Origin of the sequence: Butyrivibrio sp. TB, from assembly GCF_900110805.1 — a bacterium.
Lineage (GTDB): Bacteria > Bacillota > Clostridia > Lachnospirales > Lachnospiraceae > Butyrivibrio > Butyrivibrio fibrisolvens_C.
In genome coordinates this window covers 22,199-47,805 of the sequence record NZ_FOER01000011.1, presented here as the reverse complement: position 1 = coordinate 47,805, position 25,607 = coordinate 22,199, and the positions used below count along the sequence as shown (strand labels likewise).

The following is a 25,607-nucleotide window of genomic DNA, read 5'->3' as shown; positions in this document are numbered from 1 at the left end:
ATGAATTCAAAAAAGAAGGCAGGCTTTATTTCTACTATCTTGGCAATGATTCTTATGACCTGCATTGTTGCAGGTTGCAGTAGCCCCAAAGTAGCCAGTGAAGATGATCCATCAGATCCTGGAGTTAGCATTTCTGAAAATACTGTAATAACAGTAACTCATCATGAATGGTGTGCGATGGAAGGTTATGAACCAAAAGAGATCACTGAAGTATTCGAAAGCGCCGGCATTGAAGATATCATATACACTGATGGCAATTATGAGCTGAAGATCAAGAAGATAAGCTCAGATAAAGTTGTTATTAGCTCTTTAGGCGGTCTGATAGAGGAAAATGAAAATGGGACTATCAACCTAAATGTAGACGCACCATATACATTTACAATTCACAATGGAGAGGAATTAAAGCTTGCAAGCCAAACTATGGATGCAGGCGTTATCATAACGATTAAATTCGGGATAGCTGAGTAGTAAAGGAAGATATAAGTATTTACTATGAATGAATGATGGTGAGATTGTTGAAGTAAGAGAATGATGTAATGATCAATTACGATAAATAACAATTAGTTTCGGCAAGGAACGGTATAGCATGGATTATAGAGTTATAGTTACCAAAAGAAGTATATACAACATACTACCTTGGGCAATAATTTATTTCTTGCTACCGGTATGTGTATTCTTCGATTTCAAATATGACCTGAATATTTTAAAATGGGTACTCCTGGCTTTTGCCATATATACCATTCCTAGTATTTATTTTGCATTAGTATTTGTAAATGAAAAGATAATTGTGTCTTCTGAGGGAATCATACATATTCTTCCAACCAAGAAAGAACTGGTATATCGTTGGGGTGATGTAAAAAAGGTATATCTGGGTAGTTGTGGTCAGTATGCCAATTCCATGCTGATAATTCTTTTATCTGATCGTAAAAAGCTAAAGATTCCATTTTATTTAAAAGGATACGATTTACTAAAAGAATACATGGTTGATCACGGAATACTTGGTATGTATTCGGATAGTCCCTTATATTACTACACCAATATGGAAAAGTATTCGAAATATATCTACGATAAATCTTCAAAAATACAGAGTTTTGGAGATAGTAAGGTAGACATCTCAGATGTGATGGATACGGTTGCATCTGGTGAGTATCTACTCGCGTCGGATATCCTGAACCAAAAGACAAATATAGGTATGGACGAAGCGTTTCTATATGTCAGACAGATAAAGTATAAGAATGAGAGAAAAAATAAGAATCAATAATAGCCAATAGGATTAAGAGATATGTCTAAACAATATTATATTGCAAGAATAACGTGGATTTCAGAAGACGGAAGAAAGAATATTCCGCCAGAAGCGACACGCTATTGCCCGATCATAGATCTGCCAACTGAATCAGAGACTTGGAGCATAGATTTTGTGTGCCCGGATTTTGAGAAGACAGATGTGATAGAGTTTTCTTTCCTTGCTTCAAATGCACCAGATCATATGATTCATAAAAATGAAAAGTATGATCTATACGAAGGAAGTAAAAAAGTTGCTCAGATAACAATATTTGATATTCAGTAATTTTAGATAAGGAAGAAGTGCAATGGAAAAGTCAATTTGTAAGATTTTAGTACGAATAGGAATTACGATAGTGTCAATTCCGATCATTCTTATAGTTCTTTTTATAGTGATAGAGATAGTCGGATGTATTGCTAATCATGCAGCAACAGACAAACAGACAAAAGAGTTAACTGCATATATAGAGAAATCTATAGAAGATGCAAGTATAATAGATACATACTCTTTTACCGGAAATACTACCGGAACAGGTAACCATGTAGAGTGCGAATCTAAGATCACATTTAACTCAGATATGTCTGAGGATGATATGGATCGTATATTTGCGGCACAGTATAAGTATCGTGAGCTGGAAAAGAAAGACGGAAGCTATATTATAACTGTATATGGTGACGCTCCTTTTCCAGACAACATTGAAGGACATTAGATGAACTAATATATCCGAAGATAAAGTAAGAAAAACCACTATCCAGATGTGGTATCTGTAAGGATAGTGGTTTTATTTTGCCTTGTGGTTATAGTTCTCTCGTAGCTATAGCCTCTGTCGGATTTAATCTATGATAAATTCATGCATTTTATCGCATATAATTATTGTTTCGTCATAAAAAAGAAGTTAAGAGGATAAAAACAAGTATAGTAATCATGGCGTTTAGCGATAGCCAGAAGGCGGAAGAAGAAAATTAAAATGTGAAAGGGAAAAACAAAAATGAGTTTTATAAAAAAGCATCCGATGTGGTCTTTGGTTGTTGCATCTTTATTTTTTAGTGTTGCACTTTCTTTTATTTATCTACTAATATCGGGCCGGGATAATCCAATAGTTGCATTTGGGAAAAGTATAGTATTATCACCATTTGCGGGAGCACTTTTTATTCTTCCATTATCACTTATGATTATGGAAATCTTGGGTCTTGCATATGAAAGCAATGGCAGTGAAATAAAAGGTATGTATATAGTTGATCTCATAGTTTTATTTCTTGGGATTATCTATGAAAGGGCTTATCTTGAATTTGTAAAAAATGTTACGAACTCGGATTGGCAAGAGCAATTACACAATAGCGAAAGGCACACTCCTATATATAGCAAGGCCGGCTTAACAGTTTTTATGGTGTTCTTAATTGCAATTATTGGATATTTTGTACTTCAATATATTCATATTGAGAAGCTGCCACCGCTGGTAGTAGTGTTTTCAATATCTGCAATGTATCTTGGAATTATCCAGCTTATTGTTTTTACAATTCAGGTTTTCAATTTAAATGTTGATCCGTCAGATTGTTTGATCTTATATCTCTTAATACTTCCAATATGCTGTATTCTAATTGCTGCAAGAACTATCCAGAGAAAAATACATGAATGGAATACAATGAAGATGGAGATGAGTAAGATAAATAAAAAACCGATCTTGACCATTTCACAGAAAATTATTGAAAACGCAAGGCTTTGGCCTGCATTTGCAATTGCTTTTATGTTCCCTCTTTTGGGAATAATTATTATGGTGCTGGTGGTATTCGGTCAGGCTCCGGATTCAGTAATAAAAGCCTGGACAGAAACAAGTGACTGGGTACTGTCTCAGAGGCAGGCTCCCCCGAATGTATATTATGACGAGCATTATCTTTGCACTGTTGCAGCAGGCGGTCATAGGAGAGTAGTGAAACCTATTCGTAAAGGCGTGAGACATGGCCATGAAGTGATCGTAAACAGACAGCTTTGTATAGCAAATGCTTTTGAAGAAGTCATTCAGGAAAAGACTCCGAGATTTCACAAAGCATTGAGGAATTTTTATGATAAATATGGATTCCTCATTGCTAAATTGATCAGAAAAAAGTGGCAGGCTGATATAGTATATATTATTATGAAACCTCTGGAATGGATTTTTCTTCTTGTTCTGTATTCAACAGATGTACATCCTGAGAACAGAATAGTAGTACAATACATGGGAAAGACAAAATCAAGTAAGTTATGATTATTCATTAGTTGTCTGAGATAAAGTTCTACTCACCAGATGATTTGGTTACATATGATTTTGACGAAAAAGCCACTATCCAGGTTTGATATGTACCTTTTTTACCGGACATCCTGTAAGAGGGGGGACATATCTGTATGGGTAGTGGCTTTCTTTTTATCTTGTAGTTATTGTTCTTTCGTAGCTATAACCTCTGTCGGACTTAATTTTAGACTTAGAAAGCTCGAAATAAACAACTGTTTCCGGATCTAAAGTCTGGTCAAAAGAGATACTGCCTTCGCTTGCTGTGAGTCTGTCTGATGTTACCTGCGGGAATGCAGCAGATTTTATCAGCTTGGTCTGCTCGCTATTCGGTGTTGCAGGCTCGCCTAGATCATGCCAGAGCTTAAGCGGGTTAGTAGTCTTAGGACTTACTGTCTTCAGAATCAGAGTGTATTCATTATCAGCATCCTCGCCCTTAGCAATATCTTCAAGGCTAAGCTTTATATCAAGACTATCATCGGAACTTTCGTTAAATAAGACTCCGGCATATCCCTTGGCAGTCTTTTCTATAACAGCATTATCATTCTTAAATACGCAGCCCTTTCCTAACTTCTTAAGATCTGTATAGAACTTGAATGTCCAGAATGTAGGCTTTGGAATGCTTCCTGCTGCGACAAGTCCAAATCCTCCATGGAAAAGAGAAAATGGAACGCCGGTCTCTTCGAATACGTCACCAAAAGTCCAGTAAGAATAAGACTCGTTCATATCTCCAAGACGTGAAAGCTGACGCGCCATAAGCGCTGCGTTTAAGTTAGTGTCATGGATTACACCCTTTGGAGTATAAGAGGAACTGAATTCTGTGATGTGAATAGGAAGTCCCTTATATTCGTCATAAGAGTCTATGATATCTCTTGTGGACTGAAGATTGGCAAAGCCTTCTTCTTCATCCATCAAAGTCGAATAGTCGTAGTGACCGTCGGCTTCAGGGAACTCTATTGTGTAGTGGTGCCTTGTGATAAAGTCAGGCTTTAAGCCGCTTTCTTTGCAAAAATCAAGGAAGCCCTTGATCCACTCGGCATCCTTGACGCCGCAGATTGCAGGACCGCCAACCTTGAATGATGGATTGAAATTTTTGATCGCTGTGAAAGTCTCTTTGAAGAGCTTACAATATTCCTTCATATCGGCATGCTCCCAGAATCCCGGAAGATTGGGTTCGTTCCAGACTTCAATAGGCCATGTAGTCACATCACTTTCACCGTATCTGTCTATGAGATGTGACAGAAGAGCTACTACAAGGTCGCACCATCTTTCGTAAGATTTGGGCGGAGTAGTATTTCCTTTCCAGTAAAAGATAGTCTGAGTACCGCTTGCAAGATCCTTGGGCATAAATCCAAGCTCTATAAAAGGACGGATTCCAAGTTTTAAATACTCATCCATAATGCGGTCAATATAGGTATAGTTGTACTCAACTTTATTAATTCCATCTTCTTCATACTCATGGTATATAGCTGTATCATCTGTGAATATGCCGTGGCCACGGATGTGCTTGAATCCAATCTCTTCCTGTACGAAAGCAAGCTCATCCAGATATTCTTTGGTAAGAGCAAGTCCGAAACGACCTGTTCCAACACAGAAGTCTACATTGTTGTAAAAAGGTGCTGAGTCTGCAGCCTTTACAGATATAGACTTATTTATAGTTTTCTGATTCTCCATATAATCCCCCTTAGATTTAATATAATCTTGAAAATCTGCACCAAATGCAGAACTGATCATCATATAAAGATAATCTAACCAAGTTTTGAACTTATATTCTATCGAATTATTGCTATTATTTTCTCATTTACTTTTGGTCTGTATATATTTAAAATTATTTAAAAATACATTTTGGTTGCAGAGGCGAAATAGAGATCATAAGCGGTTCCTATCGGGACTCTTCCGTTAGGAATAGAGTATGAAATAAATCTTGACCAAAAAACAATCAGATTACTGGAGTCTGCGACAGAATAGATTACAAAACAACGGAGGATTATCATGCAGCAAAAGATAAAGACAGGCCTTGTTCTTGAAGGCGGCGCTATGCGAGGTATGTTCACGGCAGGCGTTTTAGATGTGATGATGAAAAATGGCATAGACTTTGACGGAGCTATCGGAGTATCCGCAGGAGCGGCTTTTGGATGCAATATAAAATCAAGACAGCCCGGAAGAGTCATAAGATATTCAACCAAATACTGCACAGACTGGAGATTCTCAAGCTGGAAATCTTTTTTCAAAACAGGAGATCTCTACGGCTCAGAGTTTTGCTATAAGACAATACCTTACGAACTTGACCCGATGGATTTTGAAACTTTTGACAAAAATCCCATGGAATTCTACGGAGTATGTACCAATGTAGAGACGGGCAAACCCTACTATCACAGATTCTCAAACGGCATGGGCAAAGATATGTACTATTTTACAGCATCAGCATCAATGCCTGTGGTATCCAAGATAGTAGAAGTGGACGGTCATAAACTCTTAGATGGAGGAGTAGCAGATTCTATCCCGATAAAGTTCTGGGAGCACAAAGGCTATAACAAAAACGTAGTAGTACTGACTCAGCCCTTAGAATATGAGAAAAAGCCTAACAAAATGCTCCCTCTTATAAAGCTTATGTACAAAGACTACCCCGATTTCATAGAATCTGTGAGAGTCAGACACATTCGCTACAACAAAACTCTTGAATATATCAGAAAAAAAGAGCTTGCCGGTGAGCTCTTTGTAATACGTCCGCCCAAAGCTCTCGAGATAGGAAGCATGGAGCATAACCCTGATGAACTTCGCCGAGTCTACGACATAGGCATTGGCACCATGGAGTCCAAAATCGAGACTTTAAAAGAATATCTAAAGGCATAAACTATAGACGATTTAAACTTCCCACTTGGCCAATACAACACTCCAAAGGATTTACAGGGACTGGCTGTATCGTCCAAGTGGGAAGTTTGTAAATAAGCATATGTCGTGTGTATTTTTACTTAAGACATATGCTTCTAATAAGGAAAGTAAATAATCAGTATAAACAGGAAAGGATTAACGCGCTAATATGCGTGGTTTGGTTCATTATGAAAAAACAACATAAAGTAATGAAAATATTACTTGCTACGATTGTTATTATTGTGCTGGTAATCGTACTGACCAGCAATGTCGGATATTACCTTATGTGTAAAATGGCGATATCAAAGATTGAAAGCCTGAACATGCCGGATGGCATCACGGTTTACGGCCAGACCAAGGCTGAAGCGTCAGACATTTACTGGGTTCACATGAGTGCAGAAAAGGTCATAATCTGTGACGGCGGCCCGGAATATGTGCAGAAATATTTAGAGGAAAACAATTCGGACCTGGCTCTTATGAATATTGATGTTGAATACTTCACAGGCATGACTGATATGTGTATGTATGATTTTGATGCGCTCTCTGATGAAGAACGCGACAGAATATTGGACGATGATAGCGATAGATATGTTCGAATCGTATATGAACATAAGTATTTTTGGTTGCCAGTTAGCTGGTATTATATGAATCCGATTAGCTAACGAGGTTAGTGATAAATAGGAAAAATTTGAAATGTGCTCTATGTAATCTTCGCTTTATTCAGAATCCTCTTGGTCTACGAAAGTGGTAGATCAAGAGGTTTTTTTGCTTGAATGAACAATTCAAGGAGTTTAGTTACATTACATTTACACAATAATTACATGTAAATAAATGATTACAGTATGGATGTAATTATTTATTTAGGTGTAATTGAAATGTGAAGCATTGAAATGCGAAAAACTTTAGATAAGTAGCAAAAATGATTTGCAATACATAAAAATGGGTGTAAAAAGCGCATTAAATCCTTGCCTAAAACGAAATATTGGTTTAGATGAGAGAACTGTGCTATAATAGAATCAGAAATGATAATAAGGAGGTTGCCAGATGCTGATAAGCTTTAAGTTCAATAATTTCTGTTCTTTTAACCTTGAAAGCGAATTTAGTATGGAAGCGCCTAACAGTAAGGTCAAGACCAGATATCCGGACAATTATACTTCCACAGAAGTAGATTATGATCTTCTGAAAACAGCAGTCATTGTCGGCGAAAATGCAGGCGGTAAATCTAACTTTATTGGAAGTATCAAGTTTTTAAAATCTCTCATGGATTCAAATTCGCAGGTACAGTCTGTGGGAGCATATGTTAATACGTTTAGTTTTTTGACAGATAAGGATCCTGAACAGAGATTTGAAATATGCTTCATATCAGAAAAGAAGCATGTTTATAAATATTGCCTTTCCATTGATTCAAAGGGGATAACGGGTGAGGGCCTTTATAAGCAGGCTAAGAAAAAAGGTGCGTTCGCATGTCTTTTTTCTGTAGTTAGAGATAAATCTGGGGTTTATGAAAAGAAGGATGGAAAAGTTTCTGAGCTTGATACAGTATTAAAGAACAGCAATAACAGCTATGGCCTTTTTATAAGCAAACTTGCACTTCTTGGTAACGAAGATTCTATCGAAACTATAAGCTGGTTCAAGAATATATTATTGCCGGGTACTGTTCCAGCTGATAAGGAGAACAATCCTGTAAGAAAAGATGAGGATATCAAGGTTATGAGAGATCCTCGTTTTGTAGATATATTCCGTATGGTTGATTACAGTATCTGCAGCATAGAAGTTGATAATGATAAGCCATATAGCAAATCAATGATCATAAGAAAAGATGCTGCCGGAAATGAAATCCGCAGAGAATTACAGCAGGATTCAACCGGAGTAAGAGAGTTCTTTGCATGGGCAGTTCAGATATTCAGAGTGGTTTATGAGAATAGGGTTGTATTTGCAGATGAGATGGATAGAGTTCTTAATCCTATTCTTTCAGATAGAGTCATTGCTTTTGTAAATGGCGAAGAGCATAAGGGACAGTTCATATTCTCTACGCACAATGTACTTCATCTGAATCTTAAGACATATATGAAAGAACAGATCTATTTTGTTACCAAGAGTAAGGATAGCCTTACATCTGAGCTGTACTCGCTTGCAGACTTCCCGGAAGTCAGGTATGAGACTACCAGAGTCTATGAGTTTTATATGAAAGGTATTTTGGGAGGTACAGCATTTGAGTAGAAAAGAGAGGGTACTTAAGAAAAGGTACGCCATTTTCTGCGAAGGTGATACCGAGTACAATTACATTGACAAAATGCGTAAAAATCAGGGCGTTGAGCTTGTCTTAAAGCCAATCAATATGCATGGGGGTGGCTATACTAATTTTCTGAAGCAGATAAAGAAAGAAGCTCAGACCAACTATCTTGCTAAGTTTATCATTGTTGATGCTGATAGAATAAAGACAGTACCAGGAGAGCAGGAGAACTTTTTAAAACTATTGGAATACTGTAAGCTTCAAAATGATAAAGGGAATACACCTCATTTCCTTATAGCTGATAATCCGGATTTTGAGTATGTTGCTTGCCTTCATGATGCAGATTACAAAGGACAGGAAAGCAAAAACTTCATCGTTAATGCTTGGAAATTTAAGGAACTTGCAGCGTTTAAGAGTGTTGAAGAGGTTTATGAGTTTCTGAATACAGGGAATAAGTCATACAAGCTAATGTTAGAGGTAATTAGAAAGCAGGATAAGCTGGTCTCAAATAAGTATGAGATCAAGAAAAAGACGTTTGATATAAAAATAAAACATACAGATTATAATAAGGATTCGCTGAATAAGAGGAATAGCAATATTGAAGAATTCTTTGATGTGATCGATTGGTAAATATAATGGAAATGTTGGGCAGTACATGATTTTGAAAATTGTGTACTGTCTTTTTTGTGTGCTAAAAAAAGCACATATCATTTGCTACGCTTCTATAAAAGCAAGATTTTATAGGAAAGTGATAATAGATAAATGAGCAAGGATGTTGTTTATATACTTACTGTTAGATGCAATGACAGTAAGTGTGAAGAAGATCTCGAATCTCACATGATTATAAATGTAGATGAGAATGCTATCTATATTCAGGATAAAAAAATCTTAAGGAAAAATCTGATGGAAGTAGAGATCATAAAGGATGAGAAGGATGAAATGATATTAAGAGTTCCTTTTCTTATCAAAGAAGATGCAATTGTATGGGTAAGAGAGGTTTTTATAGAAATTCAAAAAAGGGGTACTGTTGATATGTATAATGCGGTTAAAGCAGAGTGGTTAAAGATAATGCATCCTAAGCATGATGTGAAGTGGTTTACCGGAGGAAGAAAAGTTGAAGAATGGCGCGAAGAAATGAAGAGTATAGTCGAAAAATTGTAATGTGCTAAAAAACGCACATGATAAAAGCGGTGTGATAATATAAAAGTATATCATAAACCGCGAATTAAGTTACGAAATAGAATGTAATGGTGGAGGACTGATTGATGTACGGAACAGGTACAAAGAAAATGCTAAACATGCTCATCTTGAACATTCTTAAGGATTATTCAGACGATGAACATAGATTACAGCAGCAGGATATCATAGAACTTTTGGATACCAATTATGGTATAAGCTGCGAGAGACGTGCAATAAAAAATAATATAGTGTCTCTCCAGGAAATGGGGTACGACATTGATTATAACAAAGGCTATTATCTCAAGAATAGAGATTTTACAGATGCTGAATTGCGTCTTTTGATAGACAGCATCTTTTCATCGAATGCAATCACAGATAAAGAAGCTCATCAACTGGTAAAAAAACTTGAGAAATACTCAAATAAGTATTTTAAAGCCCATGTTTCTCATATTCACAGTGCTTCTAGTGGTAAAAATGCAGAAAACCAAAAGGTCATGGAATCAATTGCCGCTATAGATACTGCTATATCAAAAGGAAAAAAGATTAGCTTTTCATATCTACAGTATGGCGTAGATTTTAAGCTCCATCCAAAGAGAGACATCAGATATGTGGTTAGCCCATATCAGATGATAAACAACAAAGGAAAATATTTCCTTATTGGCAATTATGACGCCTACGATGACATTTCGCACTACAGGCTGGATAGAATAACAGATGTTGAAGTCCTTACAAATCCACGTAAGCCTATGAAGTCGATTAAGGGACTTGAGAATGGATTGAATATAGCCGAATACATTTCCGAGCATGTTTATATGTTCTCAGGTGAAAGCGAACATATAAAACTACGTGTCCATGAGAAATTGATGGATACACTTATCGATAACTTCGGAAAAGACTTTCGAGTAAAGCTTGGAGAAGGTAACGACATAATTGTTGATCTTAAGTGTAATCCCGATGCTTTCTTCTATTGGGTAATGCAGTATGGACAGCATGCAGAGGTATTAGAGCCGGAAAGCATGAGAACGCGGATAAGGGAAGTATCATTAGAAATATATAGGAAGTATAAAGAATCTGATTCATCTAAAGGGTAATAATATGAGCGATGAAAATAAGATTAGAGTTATACCACGCAGAGGCGCTATGCAAATTGGCGGAGTCTGTACAGAAATAGCCACAGATAATACGAGAATATTGTTCGACTTTGGTTCACCACTGGAAGGCGAAGGTAGGCAAGATGTTTTGGACATAGAAGGTGTCACTACAGGCAAAGCTAACTGTGATGCTGTTTTTATAACTCATTATCATGGAGATCATGTTGGCGAAGTGCCTAACATTATGAAAGATATACCGGTTTATATGCATAAAACTGCCCGCGAAATCCTTCAGGCCCAGCAGGAACATAAAGTTAGTGTGGGTCAGATAGTATGGGCGAAAGAAATAAAGGAACTTACGGAAGGAGTTCCAATAGTTATAAAAGATCTGAAGATAACGCCTCTGGCTTCTGATCATTCTGCAAGTGATTCACTTATGTACTTAGTGGAAGGTTGCGGAAAAAGAATTCTTATTACCGGAGATTACAGATTGCATGGCTTTTATGCAGAAAAACTTAAGAATACATTTGAGAACATAGGACATATCGATTTGCTGATTACTGAGGGGACAAATCTTTCAAGGTTATCATCTGACTATAAAGATGAGCAGTGGTGCGAGGAAGAGTTTTGGAGAATACTTCGAGAAAAGAAGTATGTATTCCTTTTAGCTTCATCATCAAACATTGATAGAATTGCAGCTTTTTCAAGAGGTGTTCCTACAGGAAAGTATGCTTTGGCCGATGGTTATCAAACACATGTGATGCATATTGCTGATAAGAATAGAGAAAAAGAATACAAATCATATAAAATTCACACATATAAAGAAGAAAAACGAAAGCTTTACGAGAGAGGCGGTTTCGGAATGGTAATTCGAGCAGGCAAACGGCACACTCCTCTTGTTAAAGAGTTCCTTGAAAAATATCCGGATAAAACATGCTTAGTTTATTCAATGTGGAAGGGATATGAGACGATTCCAGATGTCGCTGAGTTGCTTGAGTATAGTAAGGGACATATAGAGCGAGTTCATGTTTCTGGGCATATTACAAAAGAGGATCTTGAGCAGGTGATAAAAATAGTTAATCCAGATAAGTTGATGATTCACCACACTGATACAAGTTATGAAGACGCAAAGAATATCGTGATTTCACCCCATGTTGAGTTGCTCAATACAAAAGATGAAAAAATAATTGAAGTTTAGGTTCTTAGAAGGAAGGGCATGAGATGAGAAGTATTAATGACAGATTTATCAGAGATCTTCTAGAGGGGGATTTATCATTTTTTCTTCAACAGGTTAAGAATAGGAAAAATGAACTAACCCTCGAGATTAGAAAAAATTATATAAACATTTATTTCAGAGGTGGAAACCTTCTTAGAATTATCCAAAACAAGGCGAGTTATACATTTGAGTTTAACGCTCGATATTGCTTGAACAAAGGTGATGATCATAATTATGAGCAGATATCTAAACTGAATCCGAAATCTGTTGATGATTACATCAAGACCTTTGATTTGCGTATAAGAGAGATGGAGAAATGGCTAGATGTTAATCATAAGGCAGAAAGGGAATATCAACATCAATTATTGATTCATAATCCTTCTATAATTGACATTGAGTATCAAATAAAGCGGGTGATGCGTCTTGATATGTTAATGATAAGAGACAGAAGGCTTGTTCTAGTTGAAAACAAATATGGAACAGGCGCAATCAGTGGTAAAGCAAGTCTTGCGAAACACTATAATGATATTTGTAGCGTGCTACAAACAGAGGAACTAAGAACGGAGGTATATGATTCTGTTGATGCAATTATTGGCTGTAAAAAAAGGTTGGGGTTGATGAGTGAGGCAGTACATATCCCTGATAGAAATAGTTTTGAGATTTTATTTCTTTTTGCTGATTTTAATTCGAAGAGTTTGAAATTGAAAAATGAGATAGAGCAGATTAAGAATCGGCCCATACCAGCCAATATAATTATTAATTCAGCAGACGACTATATACTTAATTTTGATAGAGCTAAAAATTTTTTTAAAACTGAACAGAAAATAATGTGAGTGAAGAGCAATGTGCATAAAACAGCGCATTGCTTTTTTTATTATAGATACAATACAAAGGAGCTTGCAGGAGAGTTTTTATTATGAATGAGTTAGAGAAGACAAAGCTTATTATAAAGAGTAAGTATTATTTCGATATATTCAATGCTATAACAAACTACCTTCGGGATAATCCTGACTTGTTCTGGTATGATGGGGAGTATTGCTATCTGCAGTGGTATGAACTGGGATTATGTGATTATAAGATTGTTGAGTTGTATTCTGTGATGGACCAGGGAACAAAAATAATGGAAATATTAGTAGAAGCCAGCATCGAAGCTTTTGATATGGAAGGAATTGACTTAATGAACCGCAGTATGACTGAGAAATTGCGCATTGGAGCGAACATTGATTCCGAATATGAGAATTTTGAAGTTGTATATATAGGACAACATATGAGTAGCTTCTGATGAAGAAAAAACGAGTTATTGTAATGTGCTCCAAATCGTACACGGAAGGAGAAGAAACAATGAATGATAATCGAGCTGTAAGCAAAAACTTCTTGGAAGCATTTTGGGAAAAGGGAGCTTTAAGTCCTTTTCTAGCCAAAATAAAAGAAGACAATAGTGGGCTCCAACTACGTTTTAGAGGAAATAATACTCCAGAAACTATTACGATTTATTATAACAATCATATAGTATGGAAAATCTCTAAACATACGCGTGGATATAAAGTTGAAGTCAGCGCCAATCATGCTAAGGGTTCACGTAAGGAAAAGCTTTTAGAACATTTGCGGCGAGAACCGCTGGGCTTTATTACTAATAGTAAGCATGCACAGTCATACCCATATGTGATAAAAGAGTCTTTCGATAAATGTTTTGTTGATTTGACCTACAACATGATGGTGGATGTAATAAAAGAGTTTTTCGGTGTGGCCAAATACCAAGAAAAGAGAATTCAACAAGAATTATTTGAAACACTCACAGATTCTCAAGATGGCTTATATGTTTATGATCTGGAATTCAAACAGAGAAAATGCAAGTTTGAAAATGAACCAGATATGCTTGCAGTCAGATATTCAGGAGGCATTCCCCAAGCTATTGTATTTATCGAAGTTAAATCCACTTGGAAAGCATGTGAAGATGGAACAAGCGGCTTAACAAAGCATCTGGATGGCATGGATCATTATATAAAAGAAAGTCCATTTTTAGACAATAGGAAACAGGAAGCACATGACATTATTTCAGCATATAAAGACTTGAAACTACACAATCCTCCTAAGATTGTTCCAAATTCGGATAGTATTAAAAGATTTGAGATGATGATTATACTCACCAACACAGCTATAGATTATTATCATGAGCATGAGGAATTTATTCAGCAATATATACGTGAGAAAAAGTATAACTGCAAAATAACGGAATGGACTGATGCCAAGAAGGGTATATATCAATAGGAGAGTTTTATGTTATATGGATTGATATGCGAGGATTGCGAACGCTATTATTCTTTTTATGAAGCATTTACATTACTAGGAATACAGGAATATAAAACAAAGTGGATTTAGCCTTTCTTTTTGCTAACAGAGATCCTGACAGTACAATAGTCAAAGCTGAACTTAGTTCAGCAGTAGAAAAGTACGGAAAGGAAAGAACTCAGGATATCTATGTAGCAAACGCTTCAGATGTAGGGTATGTATTATTCCGATACAAGGATAATGGCAAAGGACAAGGCAAGGCTGATCGCTACATAAGAATTGCGGATTATGTTAATCTCTGATAAAAAGCAATGTGCTAAAAAAGGCACATTGCTTTTTTTATTATGTGATTGTAAAGGTACATTAGTGAACACGGATTTGTTTCACCGCTGGTTAAGAAATGAAAGGATAATGCAGGGAAATGAAGGATTTTTTTGAAGAAATAGTTGGATATGAAGATATCAAAAAGGAATTACGAATTATTAGCGATATGCTGAATAACGCAGAAATGTATAAAAAACTTGGAGCAAGTATCAATGAGGGGGTAATTCTAAATGGTAGACCAGGCACTGGTAAGACTACCATGGCTAACTGCCTTATAAAATCCACTAACAGATCAGTTTACTTATGTAGAAAGAAGGCTACAGACGGTGAGTTTGTAAAGACAATAAATGATGTGTTCAAGAATGCTAAAGAAAACATGCCATCAATTGTGCTTTTAGATGATCTCGATAAGTTTTCTGATAAGGATGAGAATTGTGATGCAGAGGAATTCGCTGCTGTTCAATCCTGCATGGACGAAATAAAAGGGATGGATATTTTTGTTATCGCAACTGTTAACAACATACGAAAGATTCCTGATTCTTTGAAAAGAGCAGGGAGGTTGGGTAAAAGAATCTATGTGCGCTTGCCTAAAGCCAATGAGGCAGCAAGGATTGTAAAACATTATCTTGATAGGATTGAAAATTGCGATGATTTAGATGAAATGTCAATTGCAAGAATGTTGAATGGTGAATCGTGCGCAGCATTGGAGAATGTAATAAACAGCGCTGCTATGAAGGCTGCTTTCAATCGTCAGGATAAAGTGAATATGCAAAACATAATAGATGCATGTTTGGATGTGATATTTGACGCTCCCGAAAGTGAGGAGGATCTTTCAGAAGAGTTCAAACGTAGAGTCGCCTATCACGAAGCTGGTCACGCAGTTGCCGCTGAAGTATTGGACCCAGGGAGTGTAAGTATAATCTCTATAAGAAAAACAGATGGTGGTAAATATGGATTTGTCAGGTATTTAAGAAGTGAAGAAAAAGAGGACTTTTGCAGTGATTATAACGAAAACATTATTATGACATCATTAGCAGGGAAAGCGGCTACAGAACTTGTTTTTGGAGAGTCCGATATGGGGGTGAACGGTGACCTACATCATGCATTTGATAAAGCTAAATTATTGGTTGACAACAGATGCATGTATGGATTTAATAACTGGATTGAAGATAATGACTCAAGTTTTGTGGCTGAAAACAGAAACCGTGCTATGGCTATGGTATTGGAGAAAAACTATCTGGAAGTCAAAAAGCTGTTGGCAGTAAATCGAGATTTATTGGATAAAATAGCGGATGAGCTGATAAAAAAAACGACTCTTACATATTCGGATGTCCAAGAAATATGCAACACGAATAGGTAGGTGCTGTTGGTGATTGATGATAAGGAAAAAGGAGTACCACCATGGATAAAAATCTTTATTCATTTGCAGGAGACGTCGCAGCTCAATTAGTGATGAAAGCTACGACAGCAAGAAAAGATGGTTCTTATATAAATGATGACGGAATTGGATTTAAAGACCTTGATTATATGATTGCAGGACTTCAAAGAGGCAATCTGATAATTGTTGGAGGAAGACCAGCAATGGGAAAGACTGCATTTGCGTTGTCTATTGCGAGTAATCTGGCTATCCACAAGAAAAGGAATGTGGTGTTTTTTTCTGTGGAGTTATCCAAAGAGGCAGTAGTTAGTAGGATTATTGCTACAAAATCGCAGATAGATTTTACACACTTTCGGACAGGACAATTGAGTGATGAGGAATGGAATCGCTTGTGCAAATGCGCAGAAGAGCTAGGAAAATCTAGGCTCATTGTTGATGATACACCTAAAATTACTATTGACGAAATTTGTGATAGATGCCTCCAACTAAAGGAACTGAAAAGCGTTGATATAGTCTTGGTGGATTATCTTCAGATTGTATCGGCGGGACAAAAAGCTGAAAGTAGGCAACTAGAAGTGGAATACATAGTAAGAAAGCTGAAAAAGTTAGCAAAAGAAATAAATGTTCCGATACTTGTAATGTCTCAGCTTTCAAGAGCTATTGAGCAAAGGAGTGACAAACACCCTATGCTTTCTGACTTTAGAGAGACTAGTGCAATAGAACAGGAGGCAGATACTGTAATGTTCATTTATAGAGACGATTATTATTGTAAGGATTCAAAATATCGAGGGCTGGCAGAAATCATGGTTGAAAAGAATCGAACTGGTAATTTGGGATCGGTTTATTTGGAATGGGATTCTAAAAAATATGAGTTTAGAGATTTGGATGGCATGTTGCCATCTGAAACAGGTTAAAAGATATGAAAAAAGGTGTTTTTTGGCTAATTGACGAAGTGCTATTGGCTGTTCCATATGAGGATGATTCAACCACAGGTATTGCTAGGTCAGGTGATAACTATAATCATCGGATACTATGGAATTATGTGAAACCTAGAAAGTGTAATAAGCCCTTTAATTACTATCCTAGAGGAAGGGTAGAAATAAGCAACAAAGGAAAGCCTATTGTTTATATGAACCTGAGTATTGGAGAAGAGTTTATTCCTGAGATTATGAAATGTTTTGACCTAGAGGAAGAACCAAGGATTCATTATGATGGGAGTAGTATAAGATAATAATATGGTTGATATGATTGAAAGGATTATTTGAATATGAATTTCATCGGAAACTTAATTTGGATAATATGCGGTGGCTTATTTAGCGCTATAGGATGGTGGCTGGCAGGTATTCTTTGGTGTATCACAATAATTGGAATTCCTTTCGGCATGCAGTTTTTCAAGATCGCCAGATTATCTCTTTTTCCATTTGGGGCTAGAATAGTGAAGATCACATGTTAAAAGGTGACGGGAATCGAACCCGTCACCATAAAAATCGAATCTATTTGATTCCCTGAAAATATATTTCATCAAGGCAATTTTAAGCAGTTAGTGACTGATTTGTGCTTCCAACTCTTTAATCTTGGCTTGAAGATCTGCGATAGTTGAGTCTTTCTGAGAAATAGTGGCATCCTTCTGTGATAACTGAGCATCTTTCTGAGAAATAGTGGCATCCTTCTGTGATAACTGAGCATCTTTCTGAGAAATAGTGGCATCCTTCTGTGATAACTGAGCATCTTTCTCAGATATAGTAGCATTAGCATTATCAAGTTGATCCTGCAACTCGTCAATCATATAAATAACAGTGTTCTGATCAAGTTCTTGAAGTTCTTTCGAAAACATTTTCATTACCTCTTCAACATTGAGACACATATCATAAAGATCTTGATACATGGGCGTGAAAGAAGGATATTTCTCAATAAGCTTTCCAATGTAATTAATATCATCACATCCCAGAAATGTAAGCCATGCATCAAATTCATGTCTCATCAACATTTTAGAAAATTATAGCATTAATAATTCTCCCTCTGTTCAAACGCTATAAGATCATTGGATTTTAGCCATTGCTGCAGATAATTAGAGATCTTAAAACTGGTGACATAACCTATTTCACTGCCATCAGCATATGAAAAATTTTCAAGCTGAAAGCCACTCTTTACCATGACAAATTTGCCTTCATTAGTTTTACTGTTTCCAAGGATAAAAAACTGATATTGACTGTTCTTGATTATTTTTTACACCTATCTAATATCGCATTTGCTGCATCAAATTTACTCATAAGAGGAAGATGATCAATACCATCTTTAGTTATAACAGTGATGACATTTGTATCTACACCAAAGCCTGCGCCTTCGACTTTGACATTGTTTGCACAGATAAGGTCGAGATTCTTTCTATCTAGCTTATCCTTGGCATGAGCTTCAAGATCTTCTGTTTCCATTGCAAATCCACAGAGAATCTGGTCGCTCTTTTTATGCTGACCTATCCATGAAAGAGTATCTTCGGTTCTTTCGAGGGTTAAGGTTATAGTATTATCTTTAGTTGATATACTATTAGTATTATTGCTGGGATTTTTACTATCAGTATTATCTTTGAATATATCTTCCTTACGAATCTTATTGTCAGCGATTGTCTGAGGTCTATAGTCTGCTACAGCAGCAGTGGCTATTACTATATCTGCATCAGATGCTCTTTTGGTAGTCTGTTCGAAGAGTTCTTTAGCGCTTGAGATACGGATAAGATTTATATGTGAAGGAGCCTGTATATTAACGGGGCCTGATACAAGTGAGACATTTGCGCCTCTAAGCATGGCAGCCTTAGCTAAGGCGTATCCCATTTTTCCGGTTGAATAGTTAGTTATGAAGCGGACAGGGTCAAGGGCTTCTCTTGTAGGACCTGCTGTTATCAGGACTTTTTTGCCGGACAGGTCTTTTTCAAAAGCACAGTAATACAGGATCTCTTCAAGTATCAGCTCTTCCTTTGGGAAGCGGCCTTTGCCACTGTCTCCGCAGGCAAGGTAGCCTGATTCTGGTGTCATGATGGCAAAACCGTGCTTCTTAAGATGTTCAAGATTCTCCTGAGTTATACTATTTTCATACATTCGGGTATTCATGGCAGGGACTATGAGTTTTGGACATGTTGATGCAAGAACGGTTGTAGTTAGCATGTCGTCAGCTATGCCATGTGAGCACTTGGCGATAATATCTGCACTTGCAGGAGCTATGGCTATGATATCTGCTCTTTTTGCAAGTGATACGTGTTCTACTGAGAATTCAAAATTTCGGTCAAATGTGTCTGTGAGGCACCTATTGCCGGTTAAGGTTTCGAAGGTGATGGGATTTATAAAGTTGATAGCGTTCTTTGTCATTATGACATGAACATCTGCACCTTCTTTTTTGAGCATACTTGCAAGATTTGCAGCTTTGTAAGCGGCGATACTGCCTGTAACGCCCAGTACAACTGTTTTGTTTTCTAACATAGATTCTCCTATCGGTATTGTCCATATATATTTTTCCAAAAACTGAATTTTAGAGCGCCAGGGATGACATTGCTTTTGGAAATATGGTACAATCCATTATTGTTATATAGTTACTATGAGTTGGACTATTAAATGAGTAGCTATAAATACGTAAGTATTCTAAACTATTTTTTTACTCAATGGAAGTAAGATAGGTATGATTTTAGTTTTTGATATAGGTAATTCAAATATTACGATAGGCGCTTATGACAAAGATGAGCTTGCCTTCACAGCAAGACTCATTACAGATAGTGAACTGGATGCTGAGTCCTATGCAGATAAGATACAGGGGATTCTTTTTGCAAGACAAAAGACAGCTGAGGACATTGTTGGAGCTGCTGTATGCAGCGTTGTTCCTGCTGTGACAAGGACTATATCCATGGCAGTTGAGAAGTTGTCAGGAAGCAAGCCGCTTATAGTAGATTCAAGTACGGATTATGGTCTTAAGATCTGCATGGACAATCCAAGGAAAGTCGGAACTGACCTTCTGGTGGGAGCTTCCTGCGCTGCCTTCAAGTACGAGGCACCTCTTTGCGTTATAGATCTTGGGACTTTCACTACTTTGTGCTATGTAAGCAGGAACCTTGAGTATCAGGGGACTATCATAATCCCCGGAATAAGGACTACAGGAGATTCATATTCAAGAGGTGCCCAGCTCTTCAAGTTCGAGATCAAAAGTCCGGGGCAGCTCCTTGGAACTAATACAGAAGGCAGTATGTTATCAGGACTTATGCATGGGACTGCCGCTATGCTGGACGGACTTCTGGACAGAATAGAACAGGAGAAGGGAGAACTTAAGAGCATAGTAATAACGGGTGGATTTTCTGAGATGATAGAGCCTTTGTTACAGCATAAGGTTATCATCGATGAAGAGTTGTTATTAAGCGGTCTTCTAAGGCTTTATTATAGCAATATCTTTGGATGAGCGACTGCTTAAGGCTATGCTTTGGTTATAATGGCAATCAGACATGTGAGCTTGGCTGTATTATAGATTGTCACCTTGCCCGGATGGCTGATCGGTTTTTGGGCCCCAGGGCTTCTGGAGATCTTCGACTACAATATTCTCATCAACCTTGACGACAACCTGATACTCATCTTCGTAGACTATCTCTCCCGGATAATTGGTATATACAACGTAGTAGGGATGGTTATATCTTTCAAGAAGCCATAGCATGGGATTGATCATCTTCATCATAAGCTCTGCATTCTCAACCTTGAAGTAGCAGATGACTTTCTCCTGGCGCTGGCACTGGGGAGGCCATGGAAGGACTTCTGCAAACCAGGAATCGATTTCCAGAAAGAGATCGATATCTTCCTGCTCCATGGTTTTGTCCTGAACCATCTGGTTGAGCATGCTGAAGATCCCTTTGCCGGTTTTAGTATTGGCGGCAAGTTCTTTGCCTTGAATCCTTACATACTTAAATTTCATAGTTGACCTCATGTCACGAGCGATCGATAAAACAATCATATATATTTATAATAGCGTATCGCGTGAAGGAAATGAATAATCATGTTTAAGTTTTTTAATGGTACGATCCGTGATATTATAAGCTATGGTTTGATGATTTATAAAGGAGTTTTTAGATAATGAAAAGAGAGTTTAAGTTCTATGGATGGGACAGCTGCGATGTCTCACCTGTTAATGAAGATTATGATGTTATAGCAGATCCTAAGGAGATGTATGTGAGCCTGACTGAGATCTGGAGCAAGGATACCTGTGCACCAAGGCTTCGAGATGGATGGTCCAAGGAGAATATGACACTGGGGCAGTGCTCTATAACAGCATTCCTGGTACAGGATGTGTTCGGAGGAGAAGTATACGGCATACCCAGAGATGGCGGCAATTTCCACTGTTATAACGTTGTAGACGGTCATGTTTTTGATCTTACAAGTGAACAGTTTGGAGATGAAGTCCTTTCATATGAGGGCAATCCTGAGCAGCTTCGAGAGGATCATTTTGCAAGTACTGAGAAGTATGAGCGTTATAAGCTTCTTAAGAGCGGATTTGATAAGCTTGTTCAAAAGCACAGACAGCTTAAACTTATCGACGGTGCTGCAAGAGGCGATATAAATGCAGCTGCAGGACTGGCAAGGGGATACTTCGATGGAAGCTTTGGTGAAGTTAATAAGGCTAAAGCCAAGAAGTGGGCTTCATATGCAGCTAAGCATGGCAGTGTAGAGGCACAGGAGCTTCTGAGTAAGCTTTGATAGACTGACTTAAACGTTGCGCTTCGAAAAACACCAATATAGGTTTTGACAGTGTTTGGATACTAGATACAATTATCGAATCTTGAATGTGTTATAAATTCAGGCACTTTACATAGAACAGGAAAATACAAACATTATGGAAGAAAAACAGCACAAAAGAAGAGTCCACTATTCAGGCAAGTACCCCAAAAAGTTTGAAGAAAAGTACAAGGAGCACAATCCTGAAAAATACAAGGACACAGTTGAACACGTTATAAGCAAGGGCTCAACTCCTGCAGGAATGCATATCTCTATAATGGTTAAAGAGATACTGGACTTTTTGCAGATACAGCCTGGGCAGCAGGGGCTTGACTGCACATTGGGCTATGGCGGTCATACCCGCAAGATGTTAGAGCAGCTTCAGGGAAGTGGATGCATATACGGCCTTGACGTAGATCCTATTGAGTCCAAGAAGACTACGCAGAGGTTAAAAGATGCAGGATTTGGCGAGGATATTTTTAAGTTTAGACTCATTAATTTTGCCAATATAGATAAAGTCTGTGAAGAAGCAGGCAAGTTTGATTTTGTTCTTGCTGACCTAGGTGTATCCTCTATGCAGATAGACAATCCCGAAAGGGGCTTTTCTTACAAGATCGACGGTCCTCTTGACCTTCGACTCGATCCTGAACACGGCCAGTCAGCTGCAGAAAGGCTCCATAGCATCACTCAGGAAGAGTTTGAAGGTATGATGATAGAGAACTCAGATGAGCCGTATGCCAAGGAGATCGCAAGCAAGGTCTTTTCACTTATGAAAAAGGGTAATCCTATGGATACCACGACGGCTTTAAAGAATGCTATCGCTGATGCCCTTTGGAAAGTTGATAAGTCTGAGAAAGAGCAGGCTATCAAGAAGAGCTGCGCAAGAGTTTTTCAGGCACTTAGAATCGATGTTAACAGCGAATTCGAAGTTCTGTATGCGTTCCTTGAAAAGCTCCCCAGCATACTAAAGCCAGGCGGCAGAGTAGCGATACTTACTTTCCACTCAGGAGAGGACAGACTTGTAAAGAAGTCCTTCAAAGCTTTGAAAAAAGAAGGAATCTATTCTGATATTTCGGATGAAGTAATAAGACCATCTGCAGAAGAATGCAGAGTTAATCCAAGAAGTAAGTCCACAAAAATGAGATGGGCGATAAGAAGTGTATGAACCCATAGGAACGGAAAATGACCTCTGTGGTACGAAGCCAAGGAAACAGTTTAAGTTAAAAACTAAAACTGATCCCTGGTAGTGTATGCCGGGGGTCATTTTCTGGTGCTGTTTCTGAACATGGGTGTGCATTCTACATGGGTCCAGCTGTAGGGGATGCCGGGATTGCCGATCCTTCTAAGGAGAACTTCTGCTGAGATGCGGCCTATTTCTACACTGGGAATCTGGACGGTTGTTAGTGTAGGCTCTACGATAGAAGCCTGAGGTGTTCCGTCGAATCCTGTTACCATTATGTCGCCCGGAATAGATAATCCCATCTTTTTAAGAGCATTCATTAGATGGGCTGCAAGAAAGTCATTTGCGCATACAAAGGCATCCGGCAGCTCTTTCATCTTATTAAGTCTTGATACGATCCAGTCTGTGTCTGCGTATGGAGATGCATCCGGATCTAAGATGCAGTAATCTTCGTTATAATCTATGCCGGCATCTATAAGGGCTGTCCGGTATCCTATCCATCTGTCATAGAAACTTCCGCAGTGTTCACTGTCACCGTAGAATCCAATCTTTTCGGCACCTTTACTTATAATATAGTTTACTATTTCTATGATCCCTGCGCGGCTTTCCATAGCTACGAAGTCGCATCCCATGAGCTTTTTGAAAGCGTGTGTGGGACTGTCGAGCATTATCGTAGGGATTCCGAGCTTACATATATAATCAAGATAGTCTTGATCAAACATCTCTATTCCCACTATTCCAGCGGTCTGATCCGGGATGAAGTGGGGCGGGAGTTCTTTACGTTTAAGCTCGTCTGAAGATATCTCGAACATCTTAAGGTTATAACCTGCTCTGCATATCCTGTCTGTAAAAGTAGTAACAAAATATGTACCAAAATGGTATTCGGCAGGGAGCTTATTGGAAAGAAGTGCTATAACCTTTCCATGAGAAGACTGCTGGAAGACTTTTTCGCTGGGGATGGCTTTGTAGCCGAGCTCCTCAGCTTTTTTTAATATATGATTACGTGTATTTGAAGGGACATTGCCTCGTCCGTTGAAAACTTTAGATACTGTATTTCTGGATAATCCGCAGGCGTCTGCGATATCCTGCATAGTCACTTTATTGTTGGCCATGTTCATTACCTCATATTGATCTGATATTTACATATGATAATAGCGCATCAAGGCTTGTCTTAATGCATTCATCAGATATCTTTAAAATCTTAGCATATCAAAAAAATCAAAACAAGTTTACAAATGTAAACAATTTACACGCTGACGATTTACATCTACATACATCCTGTATTTTGACGTTTTGAGCAGAATATTATTAATATTGTACAAAAAATGGATGCTTAAAACAGTTACTATTGAATATTGACGATAAAAAAACGTGGATGTAAAATCATAATCATCAAATGTAAACAATGTAAAAAATGTAAACATTGTAAACTTAAATGTGTGGCGGTTATCTTTACATATCTATGTTGTTGAACTGCCAACATGTACCGGGGAGGATATATATGAATAAAAAGCCTAGAAAGACGTTGGTGCGTGGGTTTAAGGATAATCTTCCTTATCTTCTTATGCTACTACCTGCCATTGTAACTGTTTTTCTTTTTAACTATCTGCCGATATATGGAGTTCTTATCGCTTTTCAGGATTTTATGCCAGGTGACAAGATTTTTTCAGACACAACCATATGGGTAGGATTTAGTAACTTTACAAGATTCTTTAGTGATGTTCAGTTCCTGCCGCTTATGAAGAACACTTTTTTATTGTGTATCTATGGTTTTATCATTGGTTTTCCACTTCCAATAATTGTTTCGCTTTCACTTAATGCACTTAGAAAAAAGAAAGCAGGCAAGATATTCCAGACCATTTTTACAGCGCCGCATTTTATATCTCTTGTAGTACTTGTTGGTATGCTGCAGCTATTCTTCGGAAGATATGGACTTGTCAACAATATAGCGGCCGGTATGGGACTTGAGAGGTTCTCTTATTTCCTTGAAAACTCAGCTTTCAGACCTTTGTATATCTTGTCCAGTAACTGGCAGGATTTTGGATGGAGCGCAGTGATCTATATTGCAGCTTTGTCTAACGTGGATCCGGGTCAGCACGAAGCCGCTATGATCGACGGTGCCAGCAGATTCCAGAGGATACTTCATGTTGATATTCCTGCGATCATGCCTATGATAAGCGTGATGCTGATCATGTCCATCGGCGGTCTTATGGGAGTTGGATATGAGAAAGCTCTTCTAATGCAGACAGACGGTAACCTTGCTGTGAGCGAACTTATAGCAACTTATGTATATAAGAAGGGTCTTACAGGAGTTCCTGATCAGGCATATGCTACAGCGATCGGACTTTTTAACTCGGTTATCAATGTGGCGCTTCTGATCATTGCCAATACGCTTTCGAAGCGCTTTTCTGAGAACTCTCTTTGGTGAAAATATATGTTTTCGCAACTTTGAATCAGAAATCCGCATTTACTGCGGATTTCGTAAGAAAGTGAATCGGTAGGTAAATAGGCTAGGCACCGAAGGTGTTCTCAATTGGCCTATTTACATGACTTTTGGAACGAAGTG

General features: G+C 37.8%; 29 protein-coding genes. 24 read left to right on the top strand and 5 right to left on the bottom strand.

The annotated features are described in order from the left end of the window. The 5 genes from BMX21_RS08935 (at window position 1) to BMX21_RS08915 (ending at window position 3,524) form a co-directional block, all read left to right on the top strand. The gene (locus BMX21_RS08935) at window positions 1-468 is read left to right on the top strand and encodes a hypothetical protein (RefSeq protein ID WP_092043531.1); all 468 of its coding nucleotides are present in this window, start codon (window positions 1-3) and stop codon (window positions 466-468) included. Between the two features lie 118 nt (window positions 469-586). Next, window positions 587-1,261: a hypothetical protein gene (locus BMX21_RS08930; protein WP_092043528.1), complete on the top strand. Its 675-nt coding sequence runs from the start codon at window positions 587-589 to the stop codon at window positions 1,259-1,261. A 21-nt stretch (window positions 1,262-1,282) separates the two neighbouring features. Continuing rightward, window positions 1,283-1,567 carry a hypothetical protein gene (locus BMX21_RS08925; RefSeq protein ID WP_092043525.1) on the top strand — a complete coding sequence of 95 codons (285 nt, stop codon included), beginning with the start codon at window positions 1,283-1,285 and terminating at the stop codon, window positions 1,565-1,567. A gap of 22 nt (window positions 1,568-1,589) precedes the next feature. Further along, window positions 1,590-1,991: a hypothetical protein gene (locus BMX21_RS08920; RefSeq protein WP_092043522.1), complete on the top strand. Its 402-nt coding sequence runs from the start codon at window positions 1,590-1,592 to the stop codon at window positions 1,989-1,991. Between the two features lie 279 nt (window positions 1,992-2,270). Next, entirely contained in the window at window positions 2,271-3,524 is a 1,254-nt protein-coding gene (locus tag BMX21_RS08915; RefSeq protein WP_092043519.1) for a DUF6688 domain-containing protein, read from the top strand. A 156-nt stretch (window positions 3,525-3,680) separates the two neighbouring features. Here the strand turns inward: BMX21_RS08915 and BMX21_RS08910 are convergent, their stop codons facing one another. Continuing rightward, window positions 3,681-5,219, bottom strand: coding sequence for a GH39 family glycosyl hydrolase (locus BMX21_RS08910; RefSeq protein WP_092043516.1), 1,539 nt, complete (start codon window positions 5,217-5,219; stop codon window positions 3,681-3,683). A gap of 318 nt (window positions 5,220-5,537) precedes the next feature. Here BMX21_RS08910 and BMX21_RS08905 point away from each other — a divergent pair, with 318 nt between their 5' ends. The 15 genes from BMX21_RS08905 (at window position 5,538) to BMX21_RS20045 (ending at window position 17,579) form a co-directional block, all read left to right on the top strand. After that, on the top strand, window positions 5,538-6,398 hold the full coding sequence (locus tag BMX21_RS08905) for a patatin-like phospholipase family protein (RefSeq protein ID WP_330390183.1): 861 nt from the start codon (window positions 5,538-5,540) through the stop codon (window positions 6,396-6,398). Between the two features lie 227 nt (window positions 6,399-6,625). After that, complete coding sequence (locus BMX21_RS08900; protein WP_177173980.1) at window positions 6,626-7,078, top strand: hypothetical protein; 453 nt, start codon at window positions 6,626-6,628, stop codon at window positions 7,076-7,078. Between the two features lie 382 nt (window positions 7,079-7,460). Further along, window positions 7,461-8,636 (top strand): AAA family ATPase, encoded by a 1,176-nt coding sequence (locus BMX21_RS08895; RefSeq protein WP_092043511.1) that lies wholly within the window; start codon window positions 7,461-7,463, stop codon window positions 8,634-8,636. Then, entirely contained in the window at window positions 8,629-9,279 is a 651-nt protein-coding gene (locus BMX21_RS08890; RefSeq protein WP_092043508.1) for an RloB domain-containing protein, read from the top strand. Before BMX21_RS08895 ends, BMX21_RS08890 begins: the two co-directional genes overlap by 8 nt. A 132-nt stretch (window positions 9,280-9,411) precedes the next feature. Further along, window positions 9,412-9,810, top strand: coding sequence for a hypothetical protein (locus BMX21_RS08885; RefSeq protein WP_092043506.1), 399 nt, complete (start codon window positions 9,412-9,414; stop codon window positions 9,808-9,810). 104 nt (window positions 9,811-9,914) lie between these two features. Next, window positions 9,915-10,919, top strand: a complete 1,005-nt coding sequence (locus tag BMX21_RS08880) for a helix-turn-helix transcriptional regulator (RefSeq protein WP_092043503.1) — start codon at window positions 9,915-9,917, stop codon at window positions 10,917-10,919. Between the two features lie 4 nt (window positions 10,920-10,923). Then, window positions 10,924-12,117, top strand: coding sequence for an MBL fold metallo-hydrolase (locus BMX21_RS08875; protein WP_092043501.1), 1,194 nt, complete (start codon window positions 10,924-10,926; stop codon window positions 12,115-12,117). 23 nt (window positions 12,118-12,140) lie between these two features. Continuing rightward, window positions 12,141-12,968 carry a hypothetical protein gene (locus BMX21_RS08870; RefSeq protein ID WP_092043499.1) on the top strand — a complete coding sequence of 276 codons (828 nt, stop codon included), beginning with the start codon at window positions 12,141-12,143 and terminating at the stop codon, window positions 12,966-12,968. An 83-nt stretch (window positions 12,969-13,051) separates the two neighbouring features. Then, window positions 13,052-13,417 (top strand): hypothetical protein, encoded by a 366-nt coding sequence (locus tag BMX21_RS08865; protein ID WP_092043496.1) that lies wholly within the window; start codon window positions 13,052-13,054, stop codon window positions 13,415-13,417. A gap of 59 nt (window positions 13,418-13,476) precedes the next feature. Next, window positions 13,477-14,403: a hypothetical protein gene (locus BMX21_RS08860; protein ID WP_092043493.1), complete on the top strand. Its 927-nt coding sequence runs from the start codon at window positions 13,477-13,479 to the stop codon at window positions 14,401-14,403. Between the two features lie 101 nt (window positions 14,404-14,504). After that, window positions 14,505-14,726: a hypothetical protein gene (locus tag BMX21_RS08855; RefSeq protein WP_092043490.1), complete on the top strand. Its 222-nt coding sequence runs from the start codon at window positions 14,505-14,507 to the stop codon at window positions 14,724-14,726. Between the two features lie 119 nt (window positions 14,727-14,845). Further along, window positions 14,846-16,108 (top strand): AAA family ATPase, encoded by a 1,263-nt coding sequence (locus BMX21_RS08850; RefSeq protein WP_092043487.1) that lies wholly within the window; start codon window positions 14,846-14,848, stop codon window positions 16,106-16,108. A gap of 41 nt (window positions 16,109-16,149) precedes the next feature. After that, a complete protein-coding gene (locus tag BMX21_RS08845; protein ID WP_092043485.1) occupies window positions 16,150-17,040 on the top strand; it encodes a DnaB-like helicase C-terminal domain-containing protein in 891 nt (296 codons plus the stop codon). Between the two features lie 5 nt (window positions 17,041-17,045). Beyond that, the gene (locus BMX21_RS08840; protein WP_092043482.1) at window positions 17,046-17,357 is read left to right on the top strand and encodes a hypothetical protein; all 312 of its coding nucleotides are present in this window, start codon (window positions 17,046-17,048) and stop codon (window positions 17,355-17,357) included. Window positions 17,358-17,393: 36 nt separating this feature from the next. Beyond that, on the top strand, window positions 17,394-17,579 hold the full coding sequence (locus tag BMX21_RS20045; RefSeq protein WP_092043479.1) for a YccF domain-containing protein: 186 nt from the start codon (window positions 17,394-17,396) through the stop codon (window positions 17,577-17,579). A gap of 87 nt (window positions 17,580-17,666) precedes the next feature. Here BMX21_RS20045 and BMX21_RS08830 read toward each other — a convergent pair whose 3' ends face one another. Together BMX21_RS08830 and coaBC are read right to left on the bottom strand one after the other, a co-directional pair. Then, a complete protein-coding gene (locus BMX21_RS08830; protein ID WP_143057230.1) occupies window positions 17,667-17,960 on the bottom strand; it encodes a DUF3552 domain-containing protein in 294 nt (97 codons plus the stop codon). A gap of 385 nt (window positions 17,961-18,345) precedes the next feature. Further along, a complete protein-coding gene (gene coaBC, locus BMX21_RS08825) occupies window positions 18,346-19,596 on the bottom strand; it encodes a bifunctional phosphopantothenoylcysteine decarboxylase/phosphopantothenate--cysteine ligase CoaBC (RefSeq protein ID WP_092043474.1) in 1,251 nt (416 codons plus the stop codon). A gap of 196 nt (window positions 19,597-19,792) precedes the next feature. Here coaBC and BMX21_RS08820 point away from each other — a divergent pair, with 196 nt between their 5' ends. Further along, window positions 19,793-20,560, top strand: a complete 768-nt coding sequence (locus BMX21_RS08820; protein WP_092043471.1) for a type III pantothenate kinase — start codon at window positions 19,793-19,795, stop codon at window positions 20,558-20,560. A gap of 60 nt (window positions 20,561-20,620) precedes the next feature. Here the strand turns inward: BMX21_RS08820 and BMX21_RS08815 are convergent, their stop codons facing one another. Continuing rightward, entirely contained in the window at window positions 20,621-21,064 is a 444-nt protein-coding gene (locus BMX21_RS08815; RefSeq protein WP_092043468.1) for a hypothetical protein, read from the bottom strand. A 158-nt stretch (window positions 21,065-21,222) separates the two neighbouring features. Here BMX21_RS08815 and BMX21_RS08810 point away from each other — a divergent pair, with 158 nt between their 5' ends. Next, the gene (locus BMX21_RS08810; RefSeq protein ID WP_242952902.1) at window positions 21,223-21,843 is read left to right on the top strand and encodes a YunG family protein; all 621 of its coding nucleotides are present in this window, start codon (window positions 21,223-21,225) and stop codon (window positions 21,841-21,843) included. 136 nt (window positions 21,844-21,979) lie between these two features. Continuing rightward, window positions 21,980-23,026 (top strand): 16S rRNA (cytosine(1402)-N(4))-methyltransferase RsmH, encoded by a 1,047-nt coding sequence (rsmH, locus tag BMX21_RS08805; RefSeq protein ID WP_092043465.1) that lies wholly within the window; start codon window positions 21,980-21,982, stop codon window positions 23,024-23,026. Between the two features lie 95 nt (window positions 23,027-23,121). On the opposite strand, the gene BMX21_RS08800 is transcribed toward rsmH, so the two are convergent. Beyond that, on the bottom strand, window positions 23,122-24,153 hold the full coding sequence (locus BMX21_RS08800) for a LacI family DNA-binding transcriptional regulator (protein WP_177173979.1): 1,032 nt from the start codon (window positions 24,151-24,153) through the stop codon (window positions 23,122-23,124). Window positions 24,154-24,542: 389 nt separating this feature from the next. Here BMX21_RS08800 and BMX21_RS08795 point away from each other — a divergent pair, with 389 nt between their 5' ends. Beyond that, window positions 24,543-25,469 carry an ABC transporter permease gene (locus BMX21_RS08795; protein ID WP_092043456.1) on the top strand — a complete coding sequence of 309 codons (927 nt, stop codon included), beginning with the start codon at window positions 24,543-24,545 and terminating at the stop codon, window positions 25,467-25,469. Window positions 25,470-25,607 lie beyond the last annotated feature (138 nt).